We start from the raw sequence: 22,563 nt of genomic DNA, 5'->3' as shown, positions 1-22,563 counted from the left end.
GAGCCGCTCGAGGTCGTTTGCCAGGTTTCTTTGAGGCACCCCTGTGGACATTTCGCCTACTTAGGTGTAGGTTAGTTCTTTGCGCTGGCTGCCTCCTGTTCACCTTCTGATCGTCGAGTCGGAATCCGCCCTTTCGGGCGAGACCGTTTCGGTGTGTCGGTGGGGTTCTCGTTCGGGTTGCGACCAGCGAAAACGCCCCACATGAAGAAGCAGGTACAGCGGCGGTCGCACCGGTTGGAGCGGCCCGCGTGAGGTGCTGGAAGGACGCATCTTGGCAGTCTCTAGCCAGACCAAGGCAGTAGCCGGAATCCCCGGAGCCCCGACGAGGGTGTCGTTCGCGAAGATTCGCGAACCCCTCGAAGTTCCCGGGCTCCTCGATCTACAGACCGATTCCTTCGAATGGTTGATCGGCTCGGAGCGCTGGCGCGCGAAGGCTGCCGAGCGCGGCGACGGTCACGTCGTCGGTGGCCTGGAGGAGATCCTCGACGAGCTCTCGCCGATCGAGGACTTCTCGGGTTCGATGTCCCTGTCCTTCTCCGATCCTCGTTTCGACGAGGTCAAGGCCTCCGTCGAGGAGTGCAAGGACAAGGACATGACGTACGCGGCTCCGCTGTTCGTCACTGCCGAGTTCATCAACAACAACACCGGCGAGATCAAGAGCCAGACGGTCTTCATGGGTGACTTCCCGATGATGACCGACAAGGGCACCTTCATCATCAACGGCACCGAGCGTGTCGTGGTGTCCCAGCTCGTCCGTTCGCCGGGCGTGTACTTCGACAAGACCGTCGACAAGAGCACCGAGAAGGACCTGCACAGCGTCAAGGTCATCCCGGGCCGCGGTGCCTGGCTCGAGTTCGACGTCGACAAGCGCGACACCGTCGGTGTGCGTATCGACCGCAAGCGCCGTCAGCCGGTCACCGTGCTGCTCAAGGCGCTGGGCTGGTCCACCGAGCAGATCGTCGAGCGTTTCGGATTCTCCGAGATCATGATGTCGACGCTCGAGAAGGACAACACGGCGGGCACCGACGAGGCGCTCCTCGACATCTACCGCAAGCTCCGTCCGGGCGAGCCGCCGACCAAGGAGAGCGCGCAGACCCTGCTGGAGAACCTCTTCTTCAAGGACAAGCGCTACGACCTGGCGCGCGTGGGCCGTTACAAGATCAACAAGAAGCTCGGCCTGAACACGGGTCAGCCGATCGAGGCGTCCACCCTCACCGAGGAAGACATCGTCGCCACGATCGAGTACCTCGTGCGTCTGCACGCGGGCGAGAACAAGATGACCGTCCCCGGCGGCGTCGAGGTTCCCGTCGAGGTCGACGACATCGACCACTTCGGCAACCGTCGTCTGCGCACGGTCGGTGAGCTCATCCAGAACCAGATCCGCGTGGGCCTGTCCCGCATGGAGCGCGTGGTCCGTGAGCGCATGACCACCCAGGACGTCGAGGCGATCACGCCGCAGACCCTGATCAACATCCGTCCGGTCGTGGCTGCGATCAAGGAGTTCTTCGGAACCTCCCAGCTGTCGCAGTTCATGGACCAGAACAACCCGCTGTCGGGCCTGACGCACAAGCGTCGTCTGTCGGCGCTGGGCCCCGGCGGTCTGTCGCGTGAGCGCGCCGGCCTCGAGGTCCGCGACGTCCACCCGTCGCACTACGGCCGCATGTGCCCGATCGAGACCCCGGAAGGCCCGAACATCGGCCTGATCGGCTCGCTGTCGGTGTACGCGCGGGTCAACCCGTTCGGCTTCATCGAGACGCCCTACCGCAAGGTCGTCGACGGTGTCGTCACCGACGAGGTCGAGTACCTCACGGCCGACGAGGAGGACCGCTACCTCATCGCGCAGGCCAACTCGCCGATCGGCTCCGACAACCGCTTCTCGGACGAGCGTGTCCTCGTCCGTAAGAAGGGCGCGGAGATCGAGTACGTCGCCGCCGACCAGGTCGAGTACATGGACGTCTCGCCGCGCCAGATGGTGTCGGTCGCGACCGCGATGATCCCGTTCCTCGAGCACGACGACGCCAACCGTGCCCTCATGGGCGCGAACATGCAGCGTCAGGCCGTGCCGCTGGTGCGCAGCGAGTCGCCGATCGTCGGTACCGGCATGGAGCTGCGTGCCGCCGTCGACGCCGGCGACGTCATCGTCACCGAGAAGAGCGGCGTGATCGAAGAGGTCTCCGCCGACTTCATCACCGTCATGGCCGACGACGGAACCCGCAAGACCTACCGTCTGCGCAAGTTCGACCGTTCGAACCAGGGCACCTGCTCGAACCAGCGTCCGATCGTGGACGAGGGACAGCGCGTCGAGTCCGGCCAGGTCCTCGCCGACGGCCCCTGCACCGAGAACGGTGAGATGGCGCTCGGCAAGAACCTGCTCGTGGCGATCATGCCGTGGGAGGGCCACAACTACGAGGACGCGATCATCCTGTCGCAGCGCCTCGTGGAGGAGGACGTGCTCACCTCGATCCACATCGAGGAGCACGAGATCGACGCCCGCGACACCAAGCTCGGTGCCGAGGAGATCACCCGCGACATCCCGAACGTCTCCGACGAGGTCCTTGCCGACCTCGACGAGCGTGGCATCGTCCGCATCGGTGCCGAGGTCCGCGACGGCGACATCCTCGTCGGCAAGGTCACGCCGAAGGGCGAGACCGAGCTGACCCCCGAGGAGCGCCTGCTCCGCGCGATCTTCGGTGAGAAGGCGCGCGAGGTCCGCGACACCTCGCTGAAGGTGCCCCACGGTGAGAACGGCAAGGTCATCGGTGTTCGCGTGTTCTCGCGCGAGGACGACGACGATCTGCCTCCGGGTGTCAACGAGCTCGTCCGCGTATACGTGGCGCAGAAGCGCAAGATCCAGGACGGCGACAAGCTCGCCGGCCGCCACGGCAACAAGGGCGTCATCGGCAAGATCCTCCCGCAGGAGGACATGCCGTTCCTGCCCGACGGCACCCCGGTCGACATCATCCTGAACACCCACGGTGTTCCGCGTCGTATGAACATCGGCCAGGTCCTCGAGACGCACCTGGGCTGGATCGGCAAGGCCGGCTGGCAGATCCAGGTGGCCGACGACGGCAGCCGTCCCGAGTGGGCACAGAACCTCTCCGAGGAGATGCTCGCCGCCGAGCCCGACACCAACATCGCCACGCCGGTGTTCGACGGTGCCCGCGAGGAGGAGCTGACGGGTCTGCTGTCCTCGACGCTGCCGAACCGCGACGGCGAGGTCATGGTCGGCCCCGACGGCAAGGCGACGCTGTTCGACGGTCGCTCCGGCGAGCCGTTCCCGTACCCGGTGTCGGTCGGCTACATGTACATCATCAAGCTGCACCACCTGGTCGACGACAAGATCCACGCGCGTTCGACCGGTCCGTACTCGATGATCACGCAGCAGCCGCTCGGTGGTAAGGCGCAGTTCGGTGGTCAGCGCTTCGGTGAGATGGAGTGCTGGGCGATGCAGGCCTACGGCGCCGCCTACACCCTCCAGGAGCTGCTCACGATCAAGTCCGACGACGTCGTCGGTCGCGTCAAGGTCTACGAGGCGATCGTCAAGGGCGAGAACATCCCCGAGCCGGGTATCCCCGAGTCGTTCAAGGTGCTCCTCAAGGAACTCCAGTCGCTGTGCCTGAACGTGGAGGTCCTCTCCAGCGACGGCGCGGCCATCGCGATGGCCGACGGCGACGACGAGGACCTCGAGCGGGCGGCCGCCAACCTGGGCATCAACCTTTCCCGCAACGAGTCGGCCACGGTCGACGACCTCGCGAACTAGGAGCCGAGCCGATGCGGTACGCACCCCGACACCACCGGGCGCGTACCGCATCGGGCCCCGGCAGCGATAGCGACAACTAGCAGCAATACAACCCGCACAGGGGAAAGGAAGTTACGTGCTCGACGTCAACTTCTTCGATGAACTCCGGATCGGCCTGGCCACCGCCGAGGACATCCGTAACTGGTCGTACGGCGAGGTCAAGAAGCCCGAGACCATCAACTACCGCACGCTCAAGCCCGAGAAGGACGGCTTGTTCTGCGAGAAGATCTTCGGTCCCACCCGGGACTGGGAGTGCTACTGCGGCAAGTACAAGCGTGTCCGCTTCAAGGGCATCATCTGCGAGCGCTGCGGCGTCGAGGTGACCCGCGCCAAGGTCCGCCGTGAGCGCATGGGCCACATCGAGCTCGCCGCTCCGGTGACGCACATCTGGTACTTCAAGGGTGTGCCGAGCCGCCTCGGCTACCTGCTCGACCTCGCGCCGAAGGATCTCGAGAAGATCATCTACTTCGCCGCGTACGTCATCACGTCGGTCGACGACGAGCTGCGCCACAACGAGCTCTCCACTCTCGAAGCCGAGATGGAGGTCGAGAAGAAGTCGGTCGCCGACCAGCGCGACGCCGACCTCGAGGCCCGCGCGCAGAAGCTCGAAGCCGACCTCGCCGAACTCGAGGCCGAGGGCGCCAAGTCCGACGTCCGCCGCAAGGTCAAGGACGGCGGCGAGCGCGAGATGCGTCAGCTCCGCGACCGTGCGCAGCGCGAGCTCGACCGCCTCGACGAGATCTGGACGACCTTCACGAAGCTGAAGCCGAAGGATCTGATCGTCGACGAGATGATCTACCGCGAGCTCCAGGACCGCTACGGCGAGTACTTCACCGGTGCCATGGGTGCCGAGGCGATCCAGAAGCTCATCGAGAACTTCGACATCGACGCCGAGGCCGAGTCGCTGCGCGAGACCATCCGCAGCGGCAAGGGACAGAAGAAGCTCCGTGCTCTCAAGCGCCTGAAGGTCGTCGCGGCGTTCCAGCAGTCCGGCAACTCGCCCATGGGCATGGTGCTCGACGCCGTGCCGGTGATCCCGCCGGAACTGCGTCCGATGGTGCAGCTCGACGGTGGCCGCTTCGCGACCTCCGACCTCAACGACCTGTACCGCCGCGTCATCAACCGCAACAACCGCCTCAAGCGACTGATCGACCTCGGTGCCCCCGAGATCATCGTCAACAACGAGAAGCGGATGCTGCAGGAGTCGGTCGACGCCCTGTTCGACAACGGCCGTCGTGGCCGGCCGGTCACCGGTCCCGGTAACCGTCCGCTCAAGTCGCTGTCCGATCTGCTCAAGGGCAAGCAGGGCCGCTTCCGTCAGAACCTGCTCGGTAAGCGCGTCGACTACTCGGGCCGTTCGGTCATCGTCGTCGGTCCGCAGCTCAAGCTGCACCAGTGCGGTCTGCCGAAGCTCATGGCGCTCGAGCTGTTCAAGCCGTTCGTCATGAAGCGTCTCGTCGACCTCAACCACGCGCAGAACATCAAGTCCGCCAAGCGCATGGTCGAGCGTCAGCGCCCGCAGGTGTGGGACGTCCTCGAAGAGGTCATCAACGAGCACCCGGTTCTGCTGAACCGTGCTCCCACGCTGCACCGCCTCGGTATCCAGGCGTTCGAGCCGCAGCTCGTCGAGGGCAAGGCCATCCAGCTGCACCCCCTCGTGTGTGAGGCCTTCAACGCCGACTTCGACGGCGACCAGATGGCCGTGCACCTCCCGCTGTCCGCGGAGGCGCAGGCCGAGGCCCGCATCCTGATGCTGTCGTCGAACAACATCCTGTCGCCGGCATCGGGCCGCCCGCTCGCCATGCCGCGTCTGGACATGGTCACGGGTCTGTTCCACCTGACCCGTCTGGTCGAGGACGCCCCCGGCGCCTACAAGGCCGCGACCGCCGACGAGCCCGAGCAGGGCGTCTACTCGTCGCCGGCCGAGGCCCAGATGGCCGTCGACCGCGGCGTGCTGTCGGTCCAGGCTCCGATCAAGGTGCGCCTGACCCAGCTGCGTCCGCCGCGCGACGTCGAGAACGAGCTGTTCCCGGAGGGCTGGAAGTACGGTCAGGCGTGGACCACGCACACGACCCTCGGTCGCGTGCTGTTCAACGAGCTGCTGCCGACGAACTACGCGTTCGTCAACGACATCATGCCGAAGAAGCGCCAGGCCGCGATCATCAACGATCTGGCCGAGCGGTACCCGATGATCGTCGTCGCGCAGACCGTCGACAAGCTCAAGGACGCCGGCTTCTACTGGGCCACGCGTTCGGGTGTCACCATCTCGATGGCGGACGTGCTCGTTCCGCCGGAGAAGAAGGACATCCTCGAGCGGTACGAGACGCAGGCCGACGCCATCCAGCGGCAGTACGACCGAGGCAAGCTCTCGGAGGACGAGCGTCGCGATTCGCTCGTCAAGCTGTGGCAGGAAGCGACCGAAGAGGTCGGTCAGGTCATGGAGGCGCACTACCCGGACGACAACCCGATCCCCACGATCGTCAAGTCCGGTGCTGCGGGCAACATGACCCAGATCCGCTCGCTGGCGGGCATGAAGGGTCTGGTGACGAACCCGAAGGGCGAGTTCATCCCGCGCCCGATCAAGTCCTCCTTCCGTGAGGGCCTGACCGTCGCCGAGTACTTCATCAACACGCACGGCGCGCGTAAGGGTCTGGCCGACACCGCTCTCCGTACCGCCGACTCGGGTTACCTGACCCGTCGTCTGGTCGACGTCTCGCAGGACGTCATCGTCCGCGAGGTCGACTGCGGCACGCCGCGCGGCATCGAGATGACCATCGCCGAGCTCGCACGCGACGCGACCGGTCAGCCGACCGGTGAGCTCGTGCGCGACGCTCACATCGAGACCAGCACCTACGCCCGTACGCTGGCGACGGACGCGGTCGACGCGAACGGCAACGTCGTCGTCGAGCGTGGTTCCGACCTCGGCGACCCGGCGATCGAGGCGCTGCTCGAGGCCGGCATCCAGAAGGTCAAGGTCCGCTCGGTCCTGACCTGCGACACCGGCACCGGCGTCTGCGCGACCTGCTACGGCCGTTCGATGGCGACGGGCAAGCTCGTCGACATCGGCGAGGCCGTCGGTATCGTCGCCGCCCAGTCGATCGGTGAGCCCGGTACGCAGCTGACGATGCGTACCTTCCACCAGGGTGGCGTCGGTGAGGACATCACCGGTGGTCTGCCCCGCGTCCAGGAGCTGTTCGAGGCCCGCGTCCCCAAGGGCAAGGCCCCGATCGCCGATGTCTCCGGCCGCATCCGCCTCGAGGACGACGATCGTTTCTACAAGATCACGATCATCCCCGACGACGGTGGCGAGGAGGTCGTGTACGACAAGCTGTCCAAGCGTCAGCGTCTGCACGTCATCCGCAAGGCCGACGGCACCGAGGGCGTGCTCGCGGACGGCGACCACGTGGAGGTCGGTCAGCAGCTCCTCGAGGGCTCTGCCGATCCGCACGAGGTGCTGCGCGTGATGGGCCCGCGTCAGGTTCAGGTCCACCTGGTCCACGAGGTCCAGGAGGTCTACCGGAGCCAGGGCGTGTCGATCCACGACAAGCACATCGAGGTCATCGTGCGCCAGATGCTGCGTCGCGTGACGATCATCGACTCGGGCTCGACGGAGTTCCTGCCCGGTTCGCTCGTCGAGCGCAGCGAGTTCGAGGCTGCGAACCGTCGTGTGGTCCAGGAGGGTGGCGAGCCGGCTGCCGGCCGTCCGGTCCTCATGGGCATCACGAAGGCGTCGCTGGCCACCGATTCGTGGCTGTCGGCGGCGTCCTTCCAGGAGACCACTCGCGTGCTCACCGACGCGGCGATCAACTGCCGCTCGGACAAGCTGATCGGTCTCAAGGAGAACGTGATCATCGGCAAGCTGATCCCCGCCGGTACCGGTATCAACAAGTACCGGAACATCGAGGTCCAGCCGACCGAGGAGGCCCGCGCGGCCGCGTACGCCATCCCGGCGTACGACGACCAGTACTACTCGCCGGACGGCTTCGGCCAGAACACCGGCGCTGCAGTGCCGCTGGACGACTACGGTTACTCCAACGACTACCGGTAGTTCGCTGCCGTAGTAGACGACGAAGGTCCCGCCCTCTTCTCTTCGGGGGCGGGGCCTTCGTCATGTGTTCTCGACGGTGATCGTCGTCGTTGCTTCGCCGCGAGCATCTCGCAGCGGTTCCGCGCGGGGTAGGTCAGCGCGGGGTGTGGGTCAGCGCGGGATGTGGAAGTCCACGAGTTCGGCCGTGCCCCGCGACAGCTCGGACCACGATCCGCTCACCGTGAGGACTGCGATCGCGGAGGTGGGGAACTTCTCGGCCACCTGATGGGCAGCGTCGGTGCTGTGGTCCGTGATGAGTCCGAGGACGGTCGCGGAGAGGGTGGGCTCGTGCCCGATGACCAGCAAGGTCTGCACGTCGTCGGCGGTTCCCCGGATCTCGGCGACCAGGGATTCCGGATCGGCGTGGTACAGGCTGTCGCGGTACTCGACGGGAGCCTCCACGGCCGCTTCGGCGAGTGTCTTGCGTGTCCGGGTCGCGGTGGAGCACAGAACGGCGTCCACCTCGGGCAGGTTCGCCCGGATCCAGCGACCGGCGAGACCGGCCTCGCGGCGTCCGCGGGGGGAGAGGGGACGCTCGTGATCGTCCACGTCGTCCGGGTACGCGGACTTGCCGTGGCGCAGCAAGATCAGGGTACGGGTCATGGGGTCCACCGTAGAGCGTCCGGATTCCGGCCGATCCACGCGACCGCGCGAGTGTGATCCTCGACCGTGAACCAGACCGTCAGTCCGTCCTCCCGCAGGGTCGTCCGCAACGTGAGGGTCTCGCCGGCGGCGACGGGGCGCAGGTGCTCGATCACCGCTCGGTACGGCGCGTCCGGGACGTCCGGCCGGAGGGACAGAAGCTCTTCGACACCGTGCCAGTAGACGGCGTTGTTGACGTGCCCGAAGGGGTCGAGGTCGGTGGCGCGCAGGGGGAAGACGCGTTCGTCGTCGACCCCGTCGGGTGCGCGACCGGGCAGCCACGCCGTCCACTTCAGGCGTGTGTCGTGCGCGTAGCGGGCCATGTGCTCGAACAGGCCGTCGCTGATGCGGGTGGGAGCGCCGGTGGTGGGGCCGATGTCGATCCAGAACGCCGCGGTCTCGATCAGCGGACCGTCCGGGGCGTCGTCGGGGTCGTCGAGGCGGACCCGCACGTTCGCCCACCGTGTCGACAGGGCGTCGCACCAGCGCCGCAACCGGAGCGTGCGGCCGTACTCGGCGGGGCGGTGCACGTCGACGATCGTGCGCCGGACGATCCAGAGCGGGTCGGTCTCGGACGCGCCGACGGCGGCGAGGTTGTCGGTGCCGATGTCCTGGAGATAGCGGGCGATGCCGTCGAGTCGCAGTCGCTTACCGGTGTCGACGTCGCCGGTACGGACGGTGCGCTCGGTGGAGAAGGGATCCGCCTCCTCGGGCAGTTCCGTCAGCGGTCGCGTCCGAGGCAGGTCGGTGCTCGGCGTCGACGTGGCCATGTGTCCCCCCGGGTCGGATGTCCGATCGTGCGATTCTCGCAGCTTCGGGGGGTGGTCGCAGGTTCTCTTGCGAACCCGCGGTGACAGCCGCTACAGTCGAATTAACTGTTACGGATCGTTACATGAAAATCGCGGACGCTCCGCCCGGCTGCCGAGGACCCTTCCCATGGCCTATGTGATCACCCAGACCTGCTGCAACGACGCGAGCTGCGTCGCGGTCTGCCCCGTGAACTGCATCCACCCCTCGCCGGACGAGCCCGAGTTCGCCACCGCCGAGATGCTGCACATCGATCCGAAGACCTGCATCGACTGCGGCGCCTGCGCCGACGCGTGCCCGGTCGAGGCGATCCTGCCCGACGACAAGCTCGATCCCTCCCAGAAGCGGTTCGCCGAGATCAACGCGGCCTGGTACGAGGACCACCCGGCGCCGGAGGGGTGGCAACCCCTCGTGCCCGCCCCGGCGCCTCCGCGCGATCGCGGAACGCTGCGGGTCGCGATCGTCGGCGCCGGCCCCGCGGCCTGCTACGCCGCCCAGGAACTGCTCGAACGGTCCGACGTCGAGGTCGAGATGTTCGACCGGCTCCCGACTCCCTTCGGTCTCGTGCGCGCCGGTGTCGCCCCCGATCATCCGGGGACCAAGGCGGTCACCGAATCGTTCGAATGGTCGTTCCGACGCGAGGAGTTCGCCCTGCACCTCGCCACCGAGATCGGTCGCGACATCAGTCACGCCGAACTGCTCGAGCATCACCACGCCGTGATCTACGCGACCGGTGCGTCGTCCGACCGCCGACTCGGGATCACGGGCGAGGACCTGCCCGGCAGCCACGCCGCCACCGAGTTCGTCGCCTGGTACAACGGCCACCCCGACTACGCCGACCGCACCTTCGACCTGTCCGGCGAACGCGCCGTCATCGTCGGCAACGGCAACGTCGCCCTCGACGTCGCGCGGATCCTCACCATGGACGTCGACGAACTGGCGCGCACCGACATCGCCGACCACGCCCTGAAGGCGCTGCGGGAGAGCAACATCCGCGAGGTCGTCCTGCTCGGCCGGCGCGGCCCCGCCCAGGCCGCCTACAGCAATCCGGAGTTCCTCGCCCTCGGCGACCTCACCGGGGTGGACGTCGTCGTCGACGACGCCGACCTCGAACTCGATCCGGTGAGCTCTCGGGCCGTGGAGGACGACGCGGCGACCGCGCTGCGGGTCCGTCTCGCCCGTGAGTACGCCGGACGGCCCGTCCGTCCCGGTCACCGTCGCATCGTCTTCCGGTATCTCGCTGCCCCGAGCGAACTGCTCGGCGACGACCACGTGACCGGCGTGCGGGTCGAACGCACCGAACTCGTCGACGACGGTGGCCGCCTCACCGCCCGACCCACCGGCCGGTTCGAGGACCTGCCCGCCACGCTCGTGCTCCGGTCGATCGGTTATCGCGGCGTTCCCGTGCCGGGTGTGCCCTTCGACGACGTCCGTGGCGTCGTTCCCAACACCGGCGGTCGCGTCGACACCGGCGTCTACGTGACCGGCTGGGCCAAGCGCGGGCCGAGCGGTGTCATCGGCACCAACAAGGGGTGCGCGAAGGAGACCGTCGCGGCGCTGCTGGCCGATTTCGACTCCGGTGCGCTCGCCGATCCCCGCGGCGACCGTCGCGCGCTGAACCGGTTGCTCGGACAGCGCAGGCCCGATCGGGTGGACCTGGACGGCTGGAAGACCATCGACGCCGCCGAGCGGCAGGCCGGACGGGCCCAGGGCCGGCCCCGCGTCAAGATCACCGATCGCGGGACCCTCGTCGAACTCGGTCGTCGCCGACGCCGTCTTCCGCTGCTCGCTTCGCTGCGTCGCTGACGCAGTCGCGGGTGACGCAGGTCGCGGCCCACCCGGGCGTTCGTCGATAGGCTCGGGAGAACCGAATCCCTACCCGAACGGACATGTGCATGAGCAGCGACAACCTCGACCGCACGGCGCTCACGCGCCGCACCCTCATCGGCGGCGCCGGTGTGGTGGCGGCCGGCGCGGCCCTCACGGCCTGCGGATCGTCCGGCGACACCGGCGAGGCACGATCGGCGGTGCCCGCACCGACCACGACCGCGCCTCCCGGACCCGACGCGGAGGTCGTAGCCACCGTCGCGGACGTGCCGGTCGGCGGGGGCGTCATGCTCGAATCGAAGAGGCTCGTCGTCACCCAGCCCGCGGAGGGCGACTTCCGCGCGTTCATCGCGATCTGTACCCATCAGGGCTGCAATCTCAGCGGGGTCGAGGGCGACCGCATCATCTGCCCGTGCCACGGCAGCCGGTACGACCTCGACGGCGCCCCGGTCGAAGGACCGGCGAAGCGGCCGCTGAAGACCCGTCCGGTGGCGGCGCGCGGGTCCGATCTCGTCGTGGGCTGATCGGTCCGGGGATAGAGTCCGCTCCGTGGAGACCAGCGGAGGCTGGCGCCCGAAGGCGCTGCGTGACGGTACGGACCCGGACCCTCGTTTCACGCTGGCCAACGAGCGCACCTTCCTCGCCTGGGTGCGGACCGCGCTCGGCGTCATCGCCGCGGCGGTCGCGCTGGAGACCTTCGCGGGCGGCATCGTGTCGGAGGGGCTCCGCACGGTGCTGGCGTGTGCGCTGCTCGGATTCGCCGCCGTGCTCACCGTGTTCGCGCTGATCCGCTGGCACCGCGTCGAGCACGCGATGCGCACCGGACGTGCACTCCCGGTGCCGTGGGTGGCCTACCTGCTCGCCGTCGCCCTCGGGGTCTCCGGGGTCGTGCTCGCCGTCGCGATCGCCTGGTGAGACGAGCGGCATCGTGAGCCCGGACGATCTGCGGCACGGCGACGCCGGTCTGCAGCCCGAACGGACCAGTCTGGCGTGGCTGCGCACCGCGTCGGTGCTCGGGGCGGTGGTGCTCGGATTCATGCGGTTCGTGCCCGGCCCGGGTGCGGTGGTCGCGACGATCGGCCTGGTCTGCCTCGTGCCCGTGCTCGCGGTGCTGCTCGCCTCCCGGATCGGTCACCGCGCGCGTGTGCGCGGATTGGTGGCGGGGCGCGCGCCCTATTTCTGGTGGCGGAACGTCGCGGTCACCGCCACGGTCGTGGTGCTCGCGATCTCGTCGGCCGTACTGATCGTCACGGCCCACTGATTGTCACGGACCACTGATCGTCACCGCTCGCTGATCCTCACTGCCCGCTGATCGACGACACACCGATCAGCGCTATCGCGGCGACCCAAACAGTCGCCGCTGCCGCGAGTGCGATCGGGCGCCATCCGACCCCGCGAAGCACCTCCCGGCGCACCCCCGCGCCCAGGGCGAACATCGCGACCGTCAGCAGTGCCCTCTGCACCGTGCCCGCAGCCTCCACCACGATCGGATCGAGCAGTCCGGTCGAGCGCAGCGCGACACACGCGAGGAAGCCCAGCAGGAAGACCGGCACGATCGGGGGAGTGCGCTCGTCGCGGCGGCCCTCACCGCGCCGCCGGGCGACGACCCCGACGATCGCCACGACCGGAGCCAGCAGTGCCACCCGCGCGAGCTTGACCGTCACGGCCGCGGCGAGCACCCCACCGGCGGTGGCCTCGAGAGCGGTGCCGGTCGCGACGACCTGGGCGACCTCGTGGATCGCCGCACCCGCCCACAGACCGGCGGTCCCGGGGGTCAGCCCGAGCATCCCGGCGGCGAGCGGAACGAGCGGGATCATCGCGGTGCCGAAGACGACCACCAATGCGACGGTGGTGACGAGTTCGCGTTTGCGCGAATCGATCACACCGTCGACCGCCGCCGCGGCCGCGGCTCCACAGATCGAGAAGCCGCACGCGATGAGCAGGCGCTGGGTCCAGCCCACCCCGAGCCACCGGCCGAAGGCGAGTGAGCCGCCGATGCCCGCGACGACGACGGTCGCCGCGACGAGCGCTGTGCCCCACCCGAGGTCGACGAGATCGGAGACCGCGAGCTGCACGCCGAGCAGCGCGACGCCCACTCGGAGCAACCGCTTCGATGCCGTACCCAGACCCGGCTCCAGAACCTCGACCACCGGTGCGGGCAGACCGACGTTCGCCACGACCACACCCAGGACGATCGCGACGAGCAACGGGCTCGCCCCGGGGATCAGGTGCGCGGCTCCCAGTGCGACGACCGCGCCCGCCGCGGCCACCAGGAGACCCGGGACGACGGTGGGCCGGGACACGGGCGCGTGGACGGTGAGCATGCCTCGACTCTTCCGTTGCAGCGGTGTCCGCACCAGCCGTCGATCGGACATGAGCTCATATCGAATGGATATGAGCAGAGGGTCCGGCATATCGTTCGTGCATGACCAGCTGGCCGGATCTCGTTGCTCTGGAACTGCTCGTCGGGGTCGACGACCGGGGCGGGCTCGGCGCCGCGGCCCGCGCGGCCGGTCTCGCCCAGCCCAACGCGACCCGCATGCTGCGCCGGCTCGAACGGCAACTCGGCGCGGTCCTCGTGCGGCGGGGCCGGACGGGTTCGGTGCTCACCCCGGAGGGCACAGTGGTCGCGCACTGGGCTCGGGAGGTCCTGGCCGACGCGGAACGCCTCCTCGACGCCGCCGCCGCACTGCGCGTCGAGCAGCAACCCGAACTGGTGGTCGCGGCGTCGATGACGGTCGCCGAACACCTCATCCCGCGGTGGCTCGGCGCCTTCCGCACCCTCCGCGACGACGTCCAGATCCAGTTGCAGGTCCACAACTCGATGCGGGTGTGCGACGTCGTCGCCGAGGGCGGATGCGACGTCGGGTTCGTCGAAGGACCGACGGTGCCGGAGGGACTGCACAGTGTCGCGGTGGCACGCGATCGCCTCGTCGTGGTCGTCCCGCCGCAGCATCCCTGGGCGCGGCGGCGTCGGCCGCTCACCGTGGCCGAACTCGCGGCGACACCACTGGTCGTCCGCGAGGAGGGCTCCGGCACCCGCCGCACCCTCGACCTCGCGTTGCAGGAGTACGACCGGGCCGCACCGCTGCTCGAACTCGGGAGCGGAGCAGCGGTCCGCACGAGCGTGCTCGGGGGTACGGGCCCGGCGGTGCTGAGCACCCTCGCGGTGGAGGAGTATCTGGACTCCGGTCGCCTGGTCGCGGTCGCGGTCGACGGACTCGACCTGCAGCGCGTGCTCCGTGCGGTCTGGAGGCCGCCGCGGGTGTTGTCCGGCCCGGCGGGGGAGTTGGTCCGACTGATCACCCGTACCCGCTGACCGGGCCTGCACCCGGTACCGGGTCACGCGCGCGAGTGCTGCAACGCGCCGGCCCCCGCGATCACGACGAGTGCGATGCCTACGAGAGCGAGAGGTTCGACGACCTGCCCCAGCACCAGAGCGCCGGCGAGCGCTGCGGCGGCGGGCTCGAGCGCGATGAGGATCGCGAACACCCTCTTCGGCAGGTCGCGCAGGGCACGGATCTCGAGGGTGTACGGGATCGCCGACGACAGCAGCGCCACGGCGAGTCCTGCGAGCGCGAGGTCGGGCCGGAGGAGCTCGGTGCCGGCCGTCGCCGCGCCGAACGGCAGGACGACGACGGCCGCGATCGTCGTCGCTCCCGCCAGTCCGGCCGATCCGGGCAGGGTCGTCGCCACACGTGAGCCGGCGATGATGTACCAGGCCCATCCCGATGCGGCGACCAGCGCGAAGGCGACCCCGAGCGGATCGAGACCGGTGGACAGCCCGGCACCGTCACCCACGCCGAGCAGGACCACTCCGGCCAACGCGAGCACCACCCACAGGGCGTCGCGGAGGCGTCGGGACAGGATCGCGGCCAGTCCGAGTGGGCCGAGGAACTCGATGGTGACGGTTGCGGCGAGGGGCAGCCGCGTCAGCGCCCCGTAGAAGGCCGTGTTCATCAGCGCGAGACTTGCGCCCAGTGTCACCACCGCCCGCCACTGTTCCGGTGTCCACGTCCGCGGCCGGGGCCGGGTGAACGCGCAGAGGATCACGGCCGCGAACAGCAGGCGCAGGGTCACCGTGCCGAGGGCGCCCGCCCGGTCGAACAGGGTCGCGGCGAAGGCCGCCCCGAACTGCATCGACAACACCGCGGTGAGGACCGCGACGACAGGCCCGACGGTGTGCGTGCGGGAGTCGTCGGCCATCCCGTCAGTCTGTCCGACAGGCCCGGACGACGTCTGCCGCAAAAAACAATCACGCGTGCTTGATTTTAGAGCTGTGACGTGTGACGCTTGCCGCATGTCCGATCTGCACACCGTGCTCGACGATCTCCGCGCGGAGGGCGACGATCTCGACGCTCTCGTCGCGAACCTGCCCGACGAGAGCTGGGCGCTGCCCACTCCGGCGGAGGGTTGGACCATCGCCCACCAGATCGGCCACCTGTTGTGGACCGACCGGGCGGCGCTCACCGCCGTCCGCGACCCGGACGCCTTCGTGAAGATGGTCGAAGCGGCGTTCGGCGACCCGCTGGGATTCGTCGACGTCGGTGCCGCGGAACAGGCGGGCCGGCCGCCCGCGGAGTTGCTCGCCGACTGGCGCGACACCCGCCGCGAACTCGCCGACGCGCTCGCCGAGGTCCCGCGCGGTACGAAGATCCTGTGGTTCGGACCGCCGATGTCGCCGGCCTCGATGGCGACCGCGCGGCTGATGGAGACCTGGGCGCACCGGGGAGACGTCGCCGACGCCCTCGGCGTCACCCGCACACCCACCGCGCGCCTGAAGAACATCGCGCACCTGGGGGTGCGGACGCGCGACTTCGCGTACGTCATCCGCGACCGGAAGCCACCGGCCGAACCGTTCCGCGTGGTGCTCACCGCCCCCGACGGTGACAGCTGGGAATGGGGTCCGGAGGACGCGGCGCAGTCGGTCACCGGCCCGGCTCTCGACTTCTGCCTGCTCGTCACCCAGCGCATCCACCGCGACGACACCGCCCTCGTCACCGACGGCCCGGACGTGGAGGAATGGCTCGGCCTCGCCCAGGCTTTCGCCGGTGCCCCCGGCGCCGGACGTGAAGCCGGCTCGTCCGCCTCCTGAAGACACCCGCACCCCAGTCGAGACACCCCCGGTCGACAGCTTCGACCGGAACATCCTCGGCCGAAACACCATCGGAGACATCGTGAGCATGTGGACCACCCCCGAGCGTCTCGCCCTCCGCGAGACCGTCACCGGTTTCGTGAAGCGCGAGATCCTGCCCCACCTCGACGACTGGGAGCGCGCCGGCGAACTGCCCCGCGAACTGCACGTCGAGGCCGCGAAGGTCGGCCTGCTCGGCGCGGGATTCCCCGAGGAGGTCGGCGGTTCCGGTGGCGACGGTGCCGACACGCTCACCGTGTGCGAAGCGTTCCATGAGGCAGGTGCCTCGGGCGGCGCGTTCGCATCACTGTTCACGTGCGGCATCGCACTGCCGCACCTCATCGCGGCCGGCGATCCCGATCAGATCGACAAGTGGGTACGGCCCACTCTCGCAGGCGAACTCGTCGGATCCCTCGCGATCACCGAACCGGGCGGCGGATCGGACGTCGGCCATCTGACCACCACCGCGGTGCGCGACGGCGACCACTACGTCGTCAACGGCGCGAAGACCTACATCACCTCGGGATGCCGCGCCGACTTCGTGGTCACCGCCGTCCGCACCGGAGGTCCCGGCGCCGGAGGAGTCTCGCTGCTCGTGATCGAGAAGGGCACACCGGGTTTCACCGTCTCCCGCAAACTCGACAAGATGGGCTGGCGCGCGTCGGACACCGCCGAGTTGTCCTTCGCCGACGTCCGCGTGCCGGTCACCAACCTCGTCGGCGCGGAGAACACCGGATTCTGGCAGATCGCACAGGGTTTCGTCTCCGAGCGGATCGCCCTCGCCGCCCAGGCCTATTCGGGTGCGCAGCGGTGCCTGGACCTGACCGTCGCGTGGTGCCGCGATCGCGAGACCTTCGGCCGGCCACTGATCACCCGCCAGGCCGTGCAGCGCACGCTGTCCGAGATGGCGCGTCGCATCGACGTCGCGCGCGTCTACACCCGGCACGTCACCGAACGCGCCGTGGCGGGGGAGACCGACCTGATCGCCGAGGTGTGTTTCGCGAAGAACACCGCGGTCGAGGCCGGCGAGTGGGTCGCCAACCAGGCGGTCCAATTGTTCGGCGGACTCGGGTACATGGCCGAATCCGAGGTCGAACGGCAGTACCGCGACATGCGCATCCTCGGTATCGGCGGTGGCACCACCGAGATCCTCACCGAACTCGCCGCCAAGCGGCTGGGTTACGGCGCCTGACACACCTGATCCTTCACGCGACCGTCCACGGCCGCGCGTCCTCTCACCCGAACCCGGAAGGCATCCCCGTGAGCATCATCGAGACCGAAGAACAGAAGGAACTGCGCGCTGCGGTCGCGGCTCTGGCCGAGCGCTACAACTACGTCGACTACGTGCTTCCCAAGTCACGCGCGCACGAGCCGCTCACCGAATTGTGGGCGGAGGCGGCCAAGCTCGGCTTCCTCGGCGTGAACCTCCCGGAGCAATACGGCGGCGGCGGCGCCGGCATCTACGAACTCGCGCTGGTGCAGGAGGAGCTCTCCGCCAAGGGCGCAGGGTTGCTGCTCGTCGTGGTCTCGCCGGCCATCTGCGGCACGATCATCTCCAAGTACGGCACCGACGCGCAGAAGCAGGAATGGCTGCCCGGGCTCGCCGACGGCTCCCGCATCATGGCCTTCGGCATCACCGAGGCCGACGCCGGATCCAACTCGCACAACATCACCACCATCGCCCGCCGCGACGGTGACGACTGGATCCTCTCCGGCAGCAAGGTGTACATCTCCGGTGTCGACCAGGCCGACGCCGTGCTCGTCGTCTCCCGCACCGAGGACGCGAAGACCGGCAAGCTCCGTCCGGCCCTGTTCATCGTGCCGACCGACGCTCCGGGCTTTACGAAGACGCCCATGGAGATGGACATCCTCGAGCCGGACTACCAGTTCTCCCTGTTCTTCGACGACGTCCGGCTTCCCGCCGACGCACTGGTCGGTGAACCGGAGGCCGCGCTGATGCAGCTGTTCGCCGGACTGAACCCCGAACGGATCATGGGCGCGGCGATGGCAGTGGGGATGGGCCGGTACGCCCTCGACGCCGCGGTGCGCTACGCCAACGAGCGCACCGTCTGGAAGCAGCCCATCGGCGCGCATCAGGGCATTGCGCACCCGCTGGCGCAGCGCAAGATCGAGCTCGAACTCGCCAAGCTCATGATGCAGAAGGCCGCCGTCCTCTACGACAGCGGCGACGACTTCGGGGCCGCCGAGGCCGCGAACATGGCCAAGTACGCCGCGGGTGAGGCCGCGATCGCCTCGCTGGACCAGGCGATCCAGACCCACGGCGGGGCCGGCCTCACCCGGGAGTACGGCCTCGCGGCGATGCTCGGCGCCGCGCGCATCGCACGCGTGGCGCCGGTCAGCCGGGAGATGATCCTCAACTTCGTGGCCCAGCACTCGCTGGGCCTGCCGAAGTCGTACTAGGCCGACGCTTCGGTGTTCGACGCTTCGGTGTTCGATGCTTCCGGGTTCGAGGTGTCGGGATTCGACACCTCGGACCCGGAGGTACCGAGGTTCGGCGGGAAGGAATCCGGCGGGAAGATACTGGCCGCCTCCTCCGCCGGGAGCAGCGTCCCCAGCAGATAGGCGAGGGACCACCGCAACGAGTTCACGTCCTGCAGCGGCACGGTCTGCTGGTAGCCCACGAGCGTGTACAGGGCCAGCCTTGCGAACCGCTCGGCCTGTTCCCTCGAACCGAGATACTGGGCCACCGCTTCGGCCACCACCGCGTAACGCAGGTCGTCGACCTTGCTCTGCACCTCGTGGACCCCGGAGTCGCTGTGCGACCAACCACGGATGGCGGATTCGGCGGAGTGGGGGAGACTGCACGCGAATTCGACGAGCAACCGGAGCCGTCGGGTCATCGAACCCTCGAGGCGCGCCGCGGCGGCGAGCTGCAGCGTCTGGCTCTCGAGCCAGTGCTGGAGGAATTCGGTCTTGAACTGCGCCCAGCTCTCGAAATAGTTGTAGAACGAGCCGGTCGTCACCTCGAGGTGACTGCACAACCGTGCCTGCTTGAGCCCGGCATGGTCGTTGGTGGCCAGGATGGCCAGCGCGGCGTCGAAGTAGTCCTCGCGCCTGACGATGGTCGCCACGTGGTGCTCCCCTTTCGCCCCGACCTGTTATACGAGTGTACGGATGATGAGCTTTGCGTACGGTCTCGGGGTCGCACGAATACCCGTTCGGCGGAAGATCAGTCGTGACGGAACGGTCGTGACCGGGTGGTCGTGACGAAACAGCAGGAGCAGGAGGCCCGATGGCGCGAGAACCGAAGCAGGACCGCAGCCGCGCCACGCGGCGGCGACTGCTCGAGGCGACGATCGACTGCCTCGCCGAATCCGGTTGGGCCGCAACCACGGTGAGCGTGGTCGCCGAGCGGGCAGGAGTGTCGCGCGGGGCCACCCAGCATCACTTCCCGACCCGGGAGGATCTCATCACCGCATCGCTCGAGTTCATGTTCGACAGTCGCATCGAACGGGTCCGCACCGAGCCGTTCGACGTGCCCGAGGGCGTCGGCCGCACGGAGGCGGTGGTCGAGCGGATCGTCGACCAGTGCACCGGCAACATGTTCAAGGCCGCCCTGCAGGTGTGGACGGCCGCGGCGGCCGATCCGGCCCTGCGCGAGATGCTCCTGCCGCTCGAGGAGAAGTTCGGGCGTGTCTCGCACGCGGTCGCCGTCGAGCAGCTCGGCGCCGACGACACCGATCCGGTCGTGCACCGGACGGTGCAGGCGACTCTGGATCTCGCGCGCGGCCTCGGCCTGGCCGACGTGCTGACCGACGACTCGGCCCGCCGGCGGGAGATCGTCCGCCACTGGGCCGCGCAGCTCGACGAGGTGCTCCGGGAGTCCTCGAGTCGTCGCACACAGGCGGGCCCGGCTCGGTAGTCTTCCCGCCATGCCTCTCCCGCGCATCGGAAGGACGGCGGCTGCCGTGGCCACGGTCGGCCTCATGGGTCTCGGTGCGGCGGCGTGCGGGAACTCCGACGACGCCGGACAGGCAGAGACCTCGCCCACCGCGTCCGTCACCGACCCCGGCCCGTTGTTCGACGAGTGCGGCGCGATGTCCGACGACGAGGTGGCGGCGGCCTTCGGTCTCGGAAGTTTCACGACGGTGACGCGCAACTCGGTGGGCTGCGAGTGGGAGATCTACGTCGGCGGCCCCAGCGTGAGCTTCTCCTGGTACCGGGGAAGTCCCATCGGCCGCGAACGCGCCGGCTCCGATCTCATCGGCCGGCCCGCCGCCGACGTCGAGATCGGGGGACGGTCCGGCTTCATGGGGTCCTACCAGAACGAGCTGGGGCAGACGACGCTGTGCGAGATCGGCGTGGAGTTCGGCGGCGACTTCGTCCACTGGTCGGTCTCGTACTCGAACCTCACGCCCGTCGCCGACGCCTGCGTCGTCGCTCGCGGCCTGGCCACCACGAGTGTGGAAAGAGTGCAGAAGTGAACGCCCGCCGCTGGGGCGCCGCACTCGCGACCGTCCTCACGACGGGTGCTCTGCTCACCGGATGTACCCGCACCATCGAGGGGCGGGCCGTCCCGGAGGGGATCGGCGGCGGCACGGGCGCCGAGTTCACCCGGCTGCTCACCGAGTGCGATGCGGTCGCCGACGAGAAGATCGCCGAGGCCGTGGGCGCGGACTACGTCTACCGCGGGTTCTTCGGTGCGATCTGCCGCTGGGACGGTGAGGGACCCACGGGAGTAGTGAAGGTCACCTTCAACTGGTTCGAGACCGGTTCCCTCGACCACGAACGCGCCGCCGCCGAGGGACTCGGTTACGAGATCGAGAACACGACCATCGAGGGCCGGCGGGCACTGCAGATGCGCCGACCCGGCGATCTGCTGTCGTGCGGGGTCAGTTCCGGGGCGTCGACGACCGGCATCTTCGGCTGGTGGGTGCAGTACACCTCCGGGGGAGCGGACCCGTGTGAAGCTGCTGCTACGTTGGCCCGGCTCACACTGAACCTCAGCAGTTGACGGTGTGTGCGGATCCTCGGGAGGGTGCGCGCTCCTCACTTTGACCTCATGCGCGCACGCCGGGTATCGTTGTGGGTCGTGTCCGGCATGCCCGGGCCGGTCTGTGTGCCTATGCGAGGTAGTGCCGTGCGCGCGGTCTGTGGATATCTGCAGGAGCGAGCCCCCGGCTGCCTGTGTGGGGGTACGCGACACACCCGACCTCGTGTGCACACGAGGGGCGAGTGCGGGGCAGCAGCTTTCTTGCCCCAACCGATGGATCCCTAATTTCAGAACAGCCGAGGTTGCTCGAAGTGAGCAGCTTCAGACAACGAAGAAAGCCGGTTAATGCCAACCATCAATCAGCTGGTCCGCAAGGGCCGCCGCGACAAGGCCGCCAAGGTCAAGAGCGCGGCGCTCAAGGGCAGCCCCCAGCGTCGCGGTGTGTGCACTCGCGTGTACACCACCACCCCGAAGAAGCCGAACTCGGCTCTCCGTAAGGTCGCCCGTGTGCGCCTGACCTCCCAGGTCGAGGTCACCGCCTACATCCCCGGTGAGGGCCACAACCTCCAGGAGCACTCGATGGTGCTCGTGCGTGGCGGTCGTGTGAAGGACCTCCCGGGTGTGCGCTACAAGATCATCCGCGGCTCGCTCGACACCCAGGGTGTCAAGAACCGCAAGCAGGCCCGCAGCCGCTACGGAGCGAAGAAGGAGAAGGGCTGATGCCACGTAAGGGTCCCGCTCCCAAGCGCCCGCTGATCGCCGATCCGGTCTACGGTTCGCCGCTGGTCACCCAGCTGGTCAACAAGATCCTGCTGGACGGCAAGAAGTCCACCGCCGAGCGCATCGTCTACCAGGCGCTCGAGCAGGCTCGCGAGAAGACCGGTACCGATCCGGTCGTCACCCTCAAGCGCGCGCTCGACAACGTCAAGCCCGCCCTCGAGGTCCGCAGCCGTCGCGTCGGTGGTGCCACCTACCAGGTGCCGGTCGAGGTTCGCCCCGGTCGTTCCACCACGCTCGCGCTGCGCTGGCTGGTGACGTTCTCGCGTCAGCGTCGCGAGAAGACCATGGTCGAGCGGCTCGCCAACGAGCTCCTCGACGCGAGCAACGGCCTCGGCGCCTCCGTGAAGCGCCGCGAGGACACGCACAAGATGGCTGAAGCCAACAAGGCGTTCGCGCACTACCGCTGGTGAGTCGTCGCCGACCGGGAGATGCCGTCATCACGGACCTCCCGGTCGGCTGCTCGCACAACTGTGTCGGTCCCGTAAAGGCCGGCTGACAACACAAGAACATGTGGTCCGCACCCAAGGACCGAC

20 protein-coding genes are annotated in these 22,563 nt (G+C 68.5%); 15 read left to right on the top strand and 5 right to left on the bottom strand.

Features of this window, described 5'->3' with window-relative positions; genetic code table 11:
* Nucleotides 1–253 precede the first annotated feature (253 nt).
* Nucleotides 254–3,760 carry a DNA-directed RNA polymerase subunit beta gene (locus RBB84_RS13755; protein WP_026061693.1) on the top strand — a complete coding sequence of 1,169 codons (3,507 nt, stop codon included), beginning with the start codon at nt 254–256 and terminating at the stop codon, nt 3,758–3,760.
* Between the two features lie 115 nt (nt 3,761–3,875).
* Nucleotides 3,876–7,847 carry a DNA-directed RNA polymerase subunit beta' gene (locus RBB84_RS13750; RefSeq protein ID WP_016694773.1) on the top strand — a complete coding sequence of 1,324 codons (3,972 nt, stop codon included), beginning with the start codon at nt 3,876–3,878 and terminating at the stop codon, nt 7,845–7,847.
* Nucleotides 7,848–7,997: 150 nt separating this feature from the next.
* Here RBB84_RS13750 and RBB84_RS13745 read toward each other — a convergent pair whose 3' ends face one another.
* Together RBB84_RS13745 and RBB84_RS13740 are read right to left on the bottom strand one after the other, a co-directional pair.
* Entirely contained in the window at nt 7,998–8,489 is a 492-nt protein-coding gene (locus tag RBB84_RS13745; RefSeq protein WP_016694772.1) for a histidine phosphatase family protein, read from the bottom strand.
* A complete protein-coding gene (locus RBB84_RS13740; protein WP_019291240.1) occupies nt 8,486–9,298 on the bottom strand; it encodes an acyl-ACP thioesterase domain-containing protein in 813 nt (270 codons plus the stop codon). Before RBB84_RS13740 ends, RBB84_RS13745 begins: the two co-directional genes overlap by 4 nt.
* Before the next feature lie 166 nt (nt 9,299–9,464).
* On the opposite strand from RBB84_RS13740, the gene RBB84_RS13735 reads away from it, so the two are divergent.
* The 4 genes from RBB84_RS13735 to RBB84_RS13720 all read left to right on the top strand — a co-directional run bounded on the left by RBB84_RS13735 (nt 9,465) and on the right by RBB84_RS13720 (nt 12,423).
* Complete coding sequence (locus RBB84_RS13735) at nt 9,465–11,141, top strand: FAD-dependent oxidoreductase (RefSeq protein ID WP_019291241.1); 1,677 nt, start codon at nt 9,465–9,467, stop codon at nt 11,139–11,141.
* Between the two features lie 89 nt (nt 11,142–11,230).
* Complete coding sequence (locus RBB84_RS13730) at nt 11,231–11,686, top strand: Rieske (2Fe-2S) protein (RefSeq protein ID WP_019291242.1); 456 nt, start codon at nt 11,231–11,233, stop codon at nt 11,684–11,686.
* 25 nt (nt 11,687–11,711) lie between these two features.
* Nucleotides 11,712–12,077 (top strand): DUF202 domain-containing protein, encoded by a 366-nt coding sequence (locus RBB84_RS13725; RefSeq protein ID WP_016690879.1) that lies wholly within the window; start codon nt 11,712–11,714, stop codon nt 12,075–12,077.
* Between the two features lie 13 nt (nt 12,078–12,090).
* On the top strand, nt 12,091–12,423 hold the full coding sequence (locus RBB84_RS13720; protein ID WP_016690880.1) for a DUF202 domain-containing protein: 333 nt from the start codon (nt 12,091–12,093) through the stop codon (nt 12,421–12,423).
* Nucleotides 12,424–12,460: 37 nt separating this feature from the next.
* On the opposite strand, the gene RBB84_RS13715 is transcribed toward RBB84_RS13720, so the two are convergent.
* Nucleotides 12,461–13,486 carry a putative sulfate exporter family transporter gene (locus tag RBB84_RS13715; protein WP_052039947.1) on the bottom strand — a complete coding sequence of 342 codons (1,026 nt, stop codon included), beginning with the start codon at nt 13,484–13,486 and terminating at the stop codon, nt 12,461–12,463.
* Between the two features lie 101 nt (nt 13,487–13,587).
* On the opposite strand from RBB84_RS13715, the gene RBB84_RS13710 reads away from it, so the two are divergent.
* Complete coding sequence (locus RBB84_RS13710) at nt 13,588–14,481, top strand: LysR family transcriptional regulator (protein WP_016690882.1); 894 nt, start codon at nt 13,588–13,590, stop codon at nt 14,479–14,481.
* A 23-nt stretch (nt 14,482–14,504) separates the two neighbouring features.
* Here the strand turns inward: RBB84_RS13710 and RBB84_RS13705 are convergent, their stop codons facing one another.
* On the bottom strand, nt 14,505–15,368 hold the full coding sequence (locus RBB84_RS13705) for an EamA family transporter (protein ID WP_016690883.1): 864 nt from the start codon (nt 15,366–15,368) through the stop codon (nt 14,505–14,507).
* 94 nt (nt 15,369–15,462) lie between these two features.
* On the opposite strand from RBB84_RS13705, the gene RBB84_RS13700 reads away from it, so the two are divergent.
* The 3 genes from RBB84_RS13700 to RBB84_RS13690 all read left to right on the top strand — a co-directional run bounded on the left by RBB84_RS13700 (nt 15,463) and on the right by RBB84_RS13690 (nt 18,717).
* Nucleotides 15,463–16,257: a TIGR03084 family metal-binding protein gene (locus RBB84_RS13700; protein WP_033096102.1), complete on the top strand. Its 795-nt coding sequence runs from the start codon at nt 15,463–15,465 to the stop codon at nt 16,255–16,257.
* 82 nt (nt 16,258–16,339) lie between these two features.
* On the top strand, nt 16,340–17,488 hold the full coding sequence (locus RBB84_RS13695) for an acyl-CoA dehydrogenase family protein (protein ID WP_026060885.1): 1,149 nt from the start codon (nt 16,340–16,342) through the stop codon (nt 17,486–17,488).
* A 68-nt stretch (nt 17,489–17,556) separates the two neighbouring features.
* Entirely contained in the window at nt 17,557–18,717 is a 1,161-nt protein-coding gene (locus RBB84_RS13690; RefSeq protein WP_016690886.1) for an acyl-CoA dehydrogenase family protein, read from the top strand.
* Here the strand turns inward: RBB84_RS13690 and RBB84_RS13685 are convergent.
* Nucleotides 18,714–19,388: a TetR/AcrR family transcriptional regulator gene (locus RBB84_RS13685; RefSeq protein WP_016690887.1), complete on the bottom strand. Its 675-nt coding sequence runs from the start codon at nt 19,386–19,388 to the stop codon at nt 18,714–18,716. The two genes, RBB84_RS13690 and RBB84_RS13685, sit on opposite strands and share 4 nt — an antisense overlap.
* 161 nt (nt 19,389–19,549) lie before the next feature.
* Here RBB84_RS13685 and RBB84_RS13680 point away from each other — a divergent pair, with 161 nt between their 5' ends.
* From RBB84_RS13680 to rpsG, 5 genes are all read left to right on the top strand, one after another.
* Entirely contained in the window at nt 19,550–20,179 is a 630-nt protein-coding gene (locus RBB84_RS13680; RefSeq protein ID WP_016690888.1) for a TetR/AcrR family transcriptional regulator, read from the top strand.
* Nucleotides 20,180–20,225: 46 nt separating this feature from the next.
* A complete protein-coding gene (locus RBB84_RS13675; RefSeq protein ID WP_033096101.1) occupies nt 20,226–20,741 on the top strand; it encodes a DUF3558 domain-containing protein in 516 nt (171 codons plus the stop codon).
* Entirely contained in the window at nt 20,738–21,271 is a 534-nt protein-coding gene (locus tag RBB84_RS13670) for a DUF3558 domain-containing protein (protein ID WP_033096100.1), read from the top strand. Before RBB84_RS13675 ends, RBB84_RS13670 begins: the two co-directional genes overlap by 4 nt.
* Nucleotides 21,272–21,595: 324 nt before the next feature.
* Entirely contained in the window at nt 21,596–21,970 is a 375-nt protein-coding gene (gene rpsL, locus RBB84_RS13665; protein WP_006552258.1) for a 30S ribosomal protein S12, read from the top strand.
* Nucleotides 21,970–22,440, top strand: coding sequence for a 30S ribosomal protein S7 (rpsG, locus tag RBB84_RS13660; RefSeq protein WP_006552257.1), 471 nt, complete (start codon nt 21,970–21,972; stop codon nt 22,438–22,440). The genes rpsL and rpsG overlap by 1 nt, the downstream gene beginning before the upstream one ends.
* The last annotated feature ends 123 nt before the right edge of the window (nt 22,441–22,563 follow it).

This window comes from Rhodococcus sp. D-6, from assembly GCF_040256695.1.
Classification (GTDB): Bacteria; Actinomycetota; Actinomycetes; order Mycobacteriales; family Mycobacteriaceae; genus Rhodococcus; species Rhodococcus pyridinivorans.
Note: the sequence above shows the minus strand (reverse complement) of the source record. Positions and strands in the feature narration are given on the sequence as shown.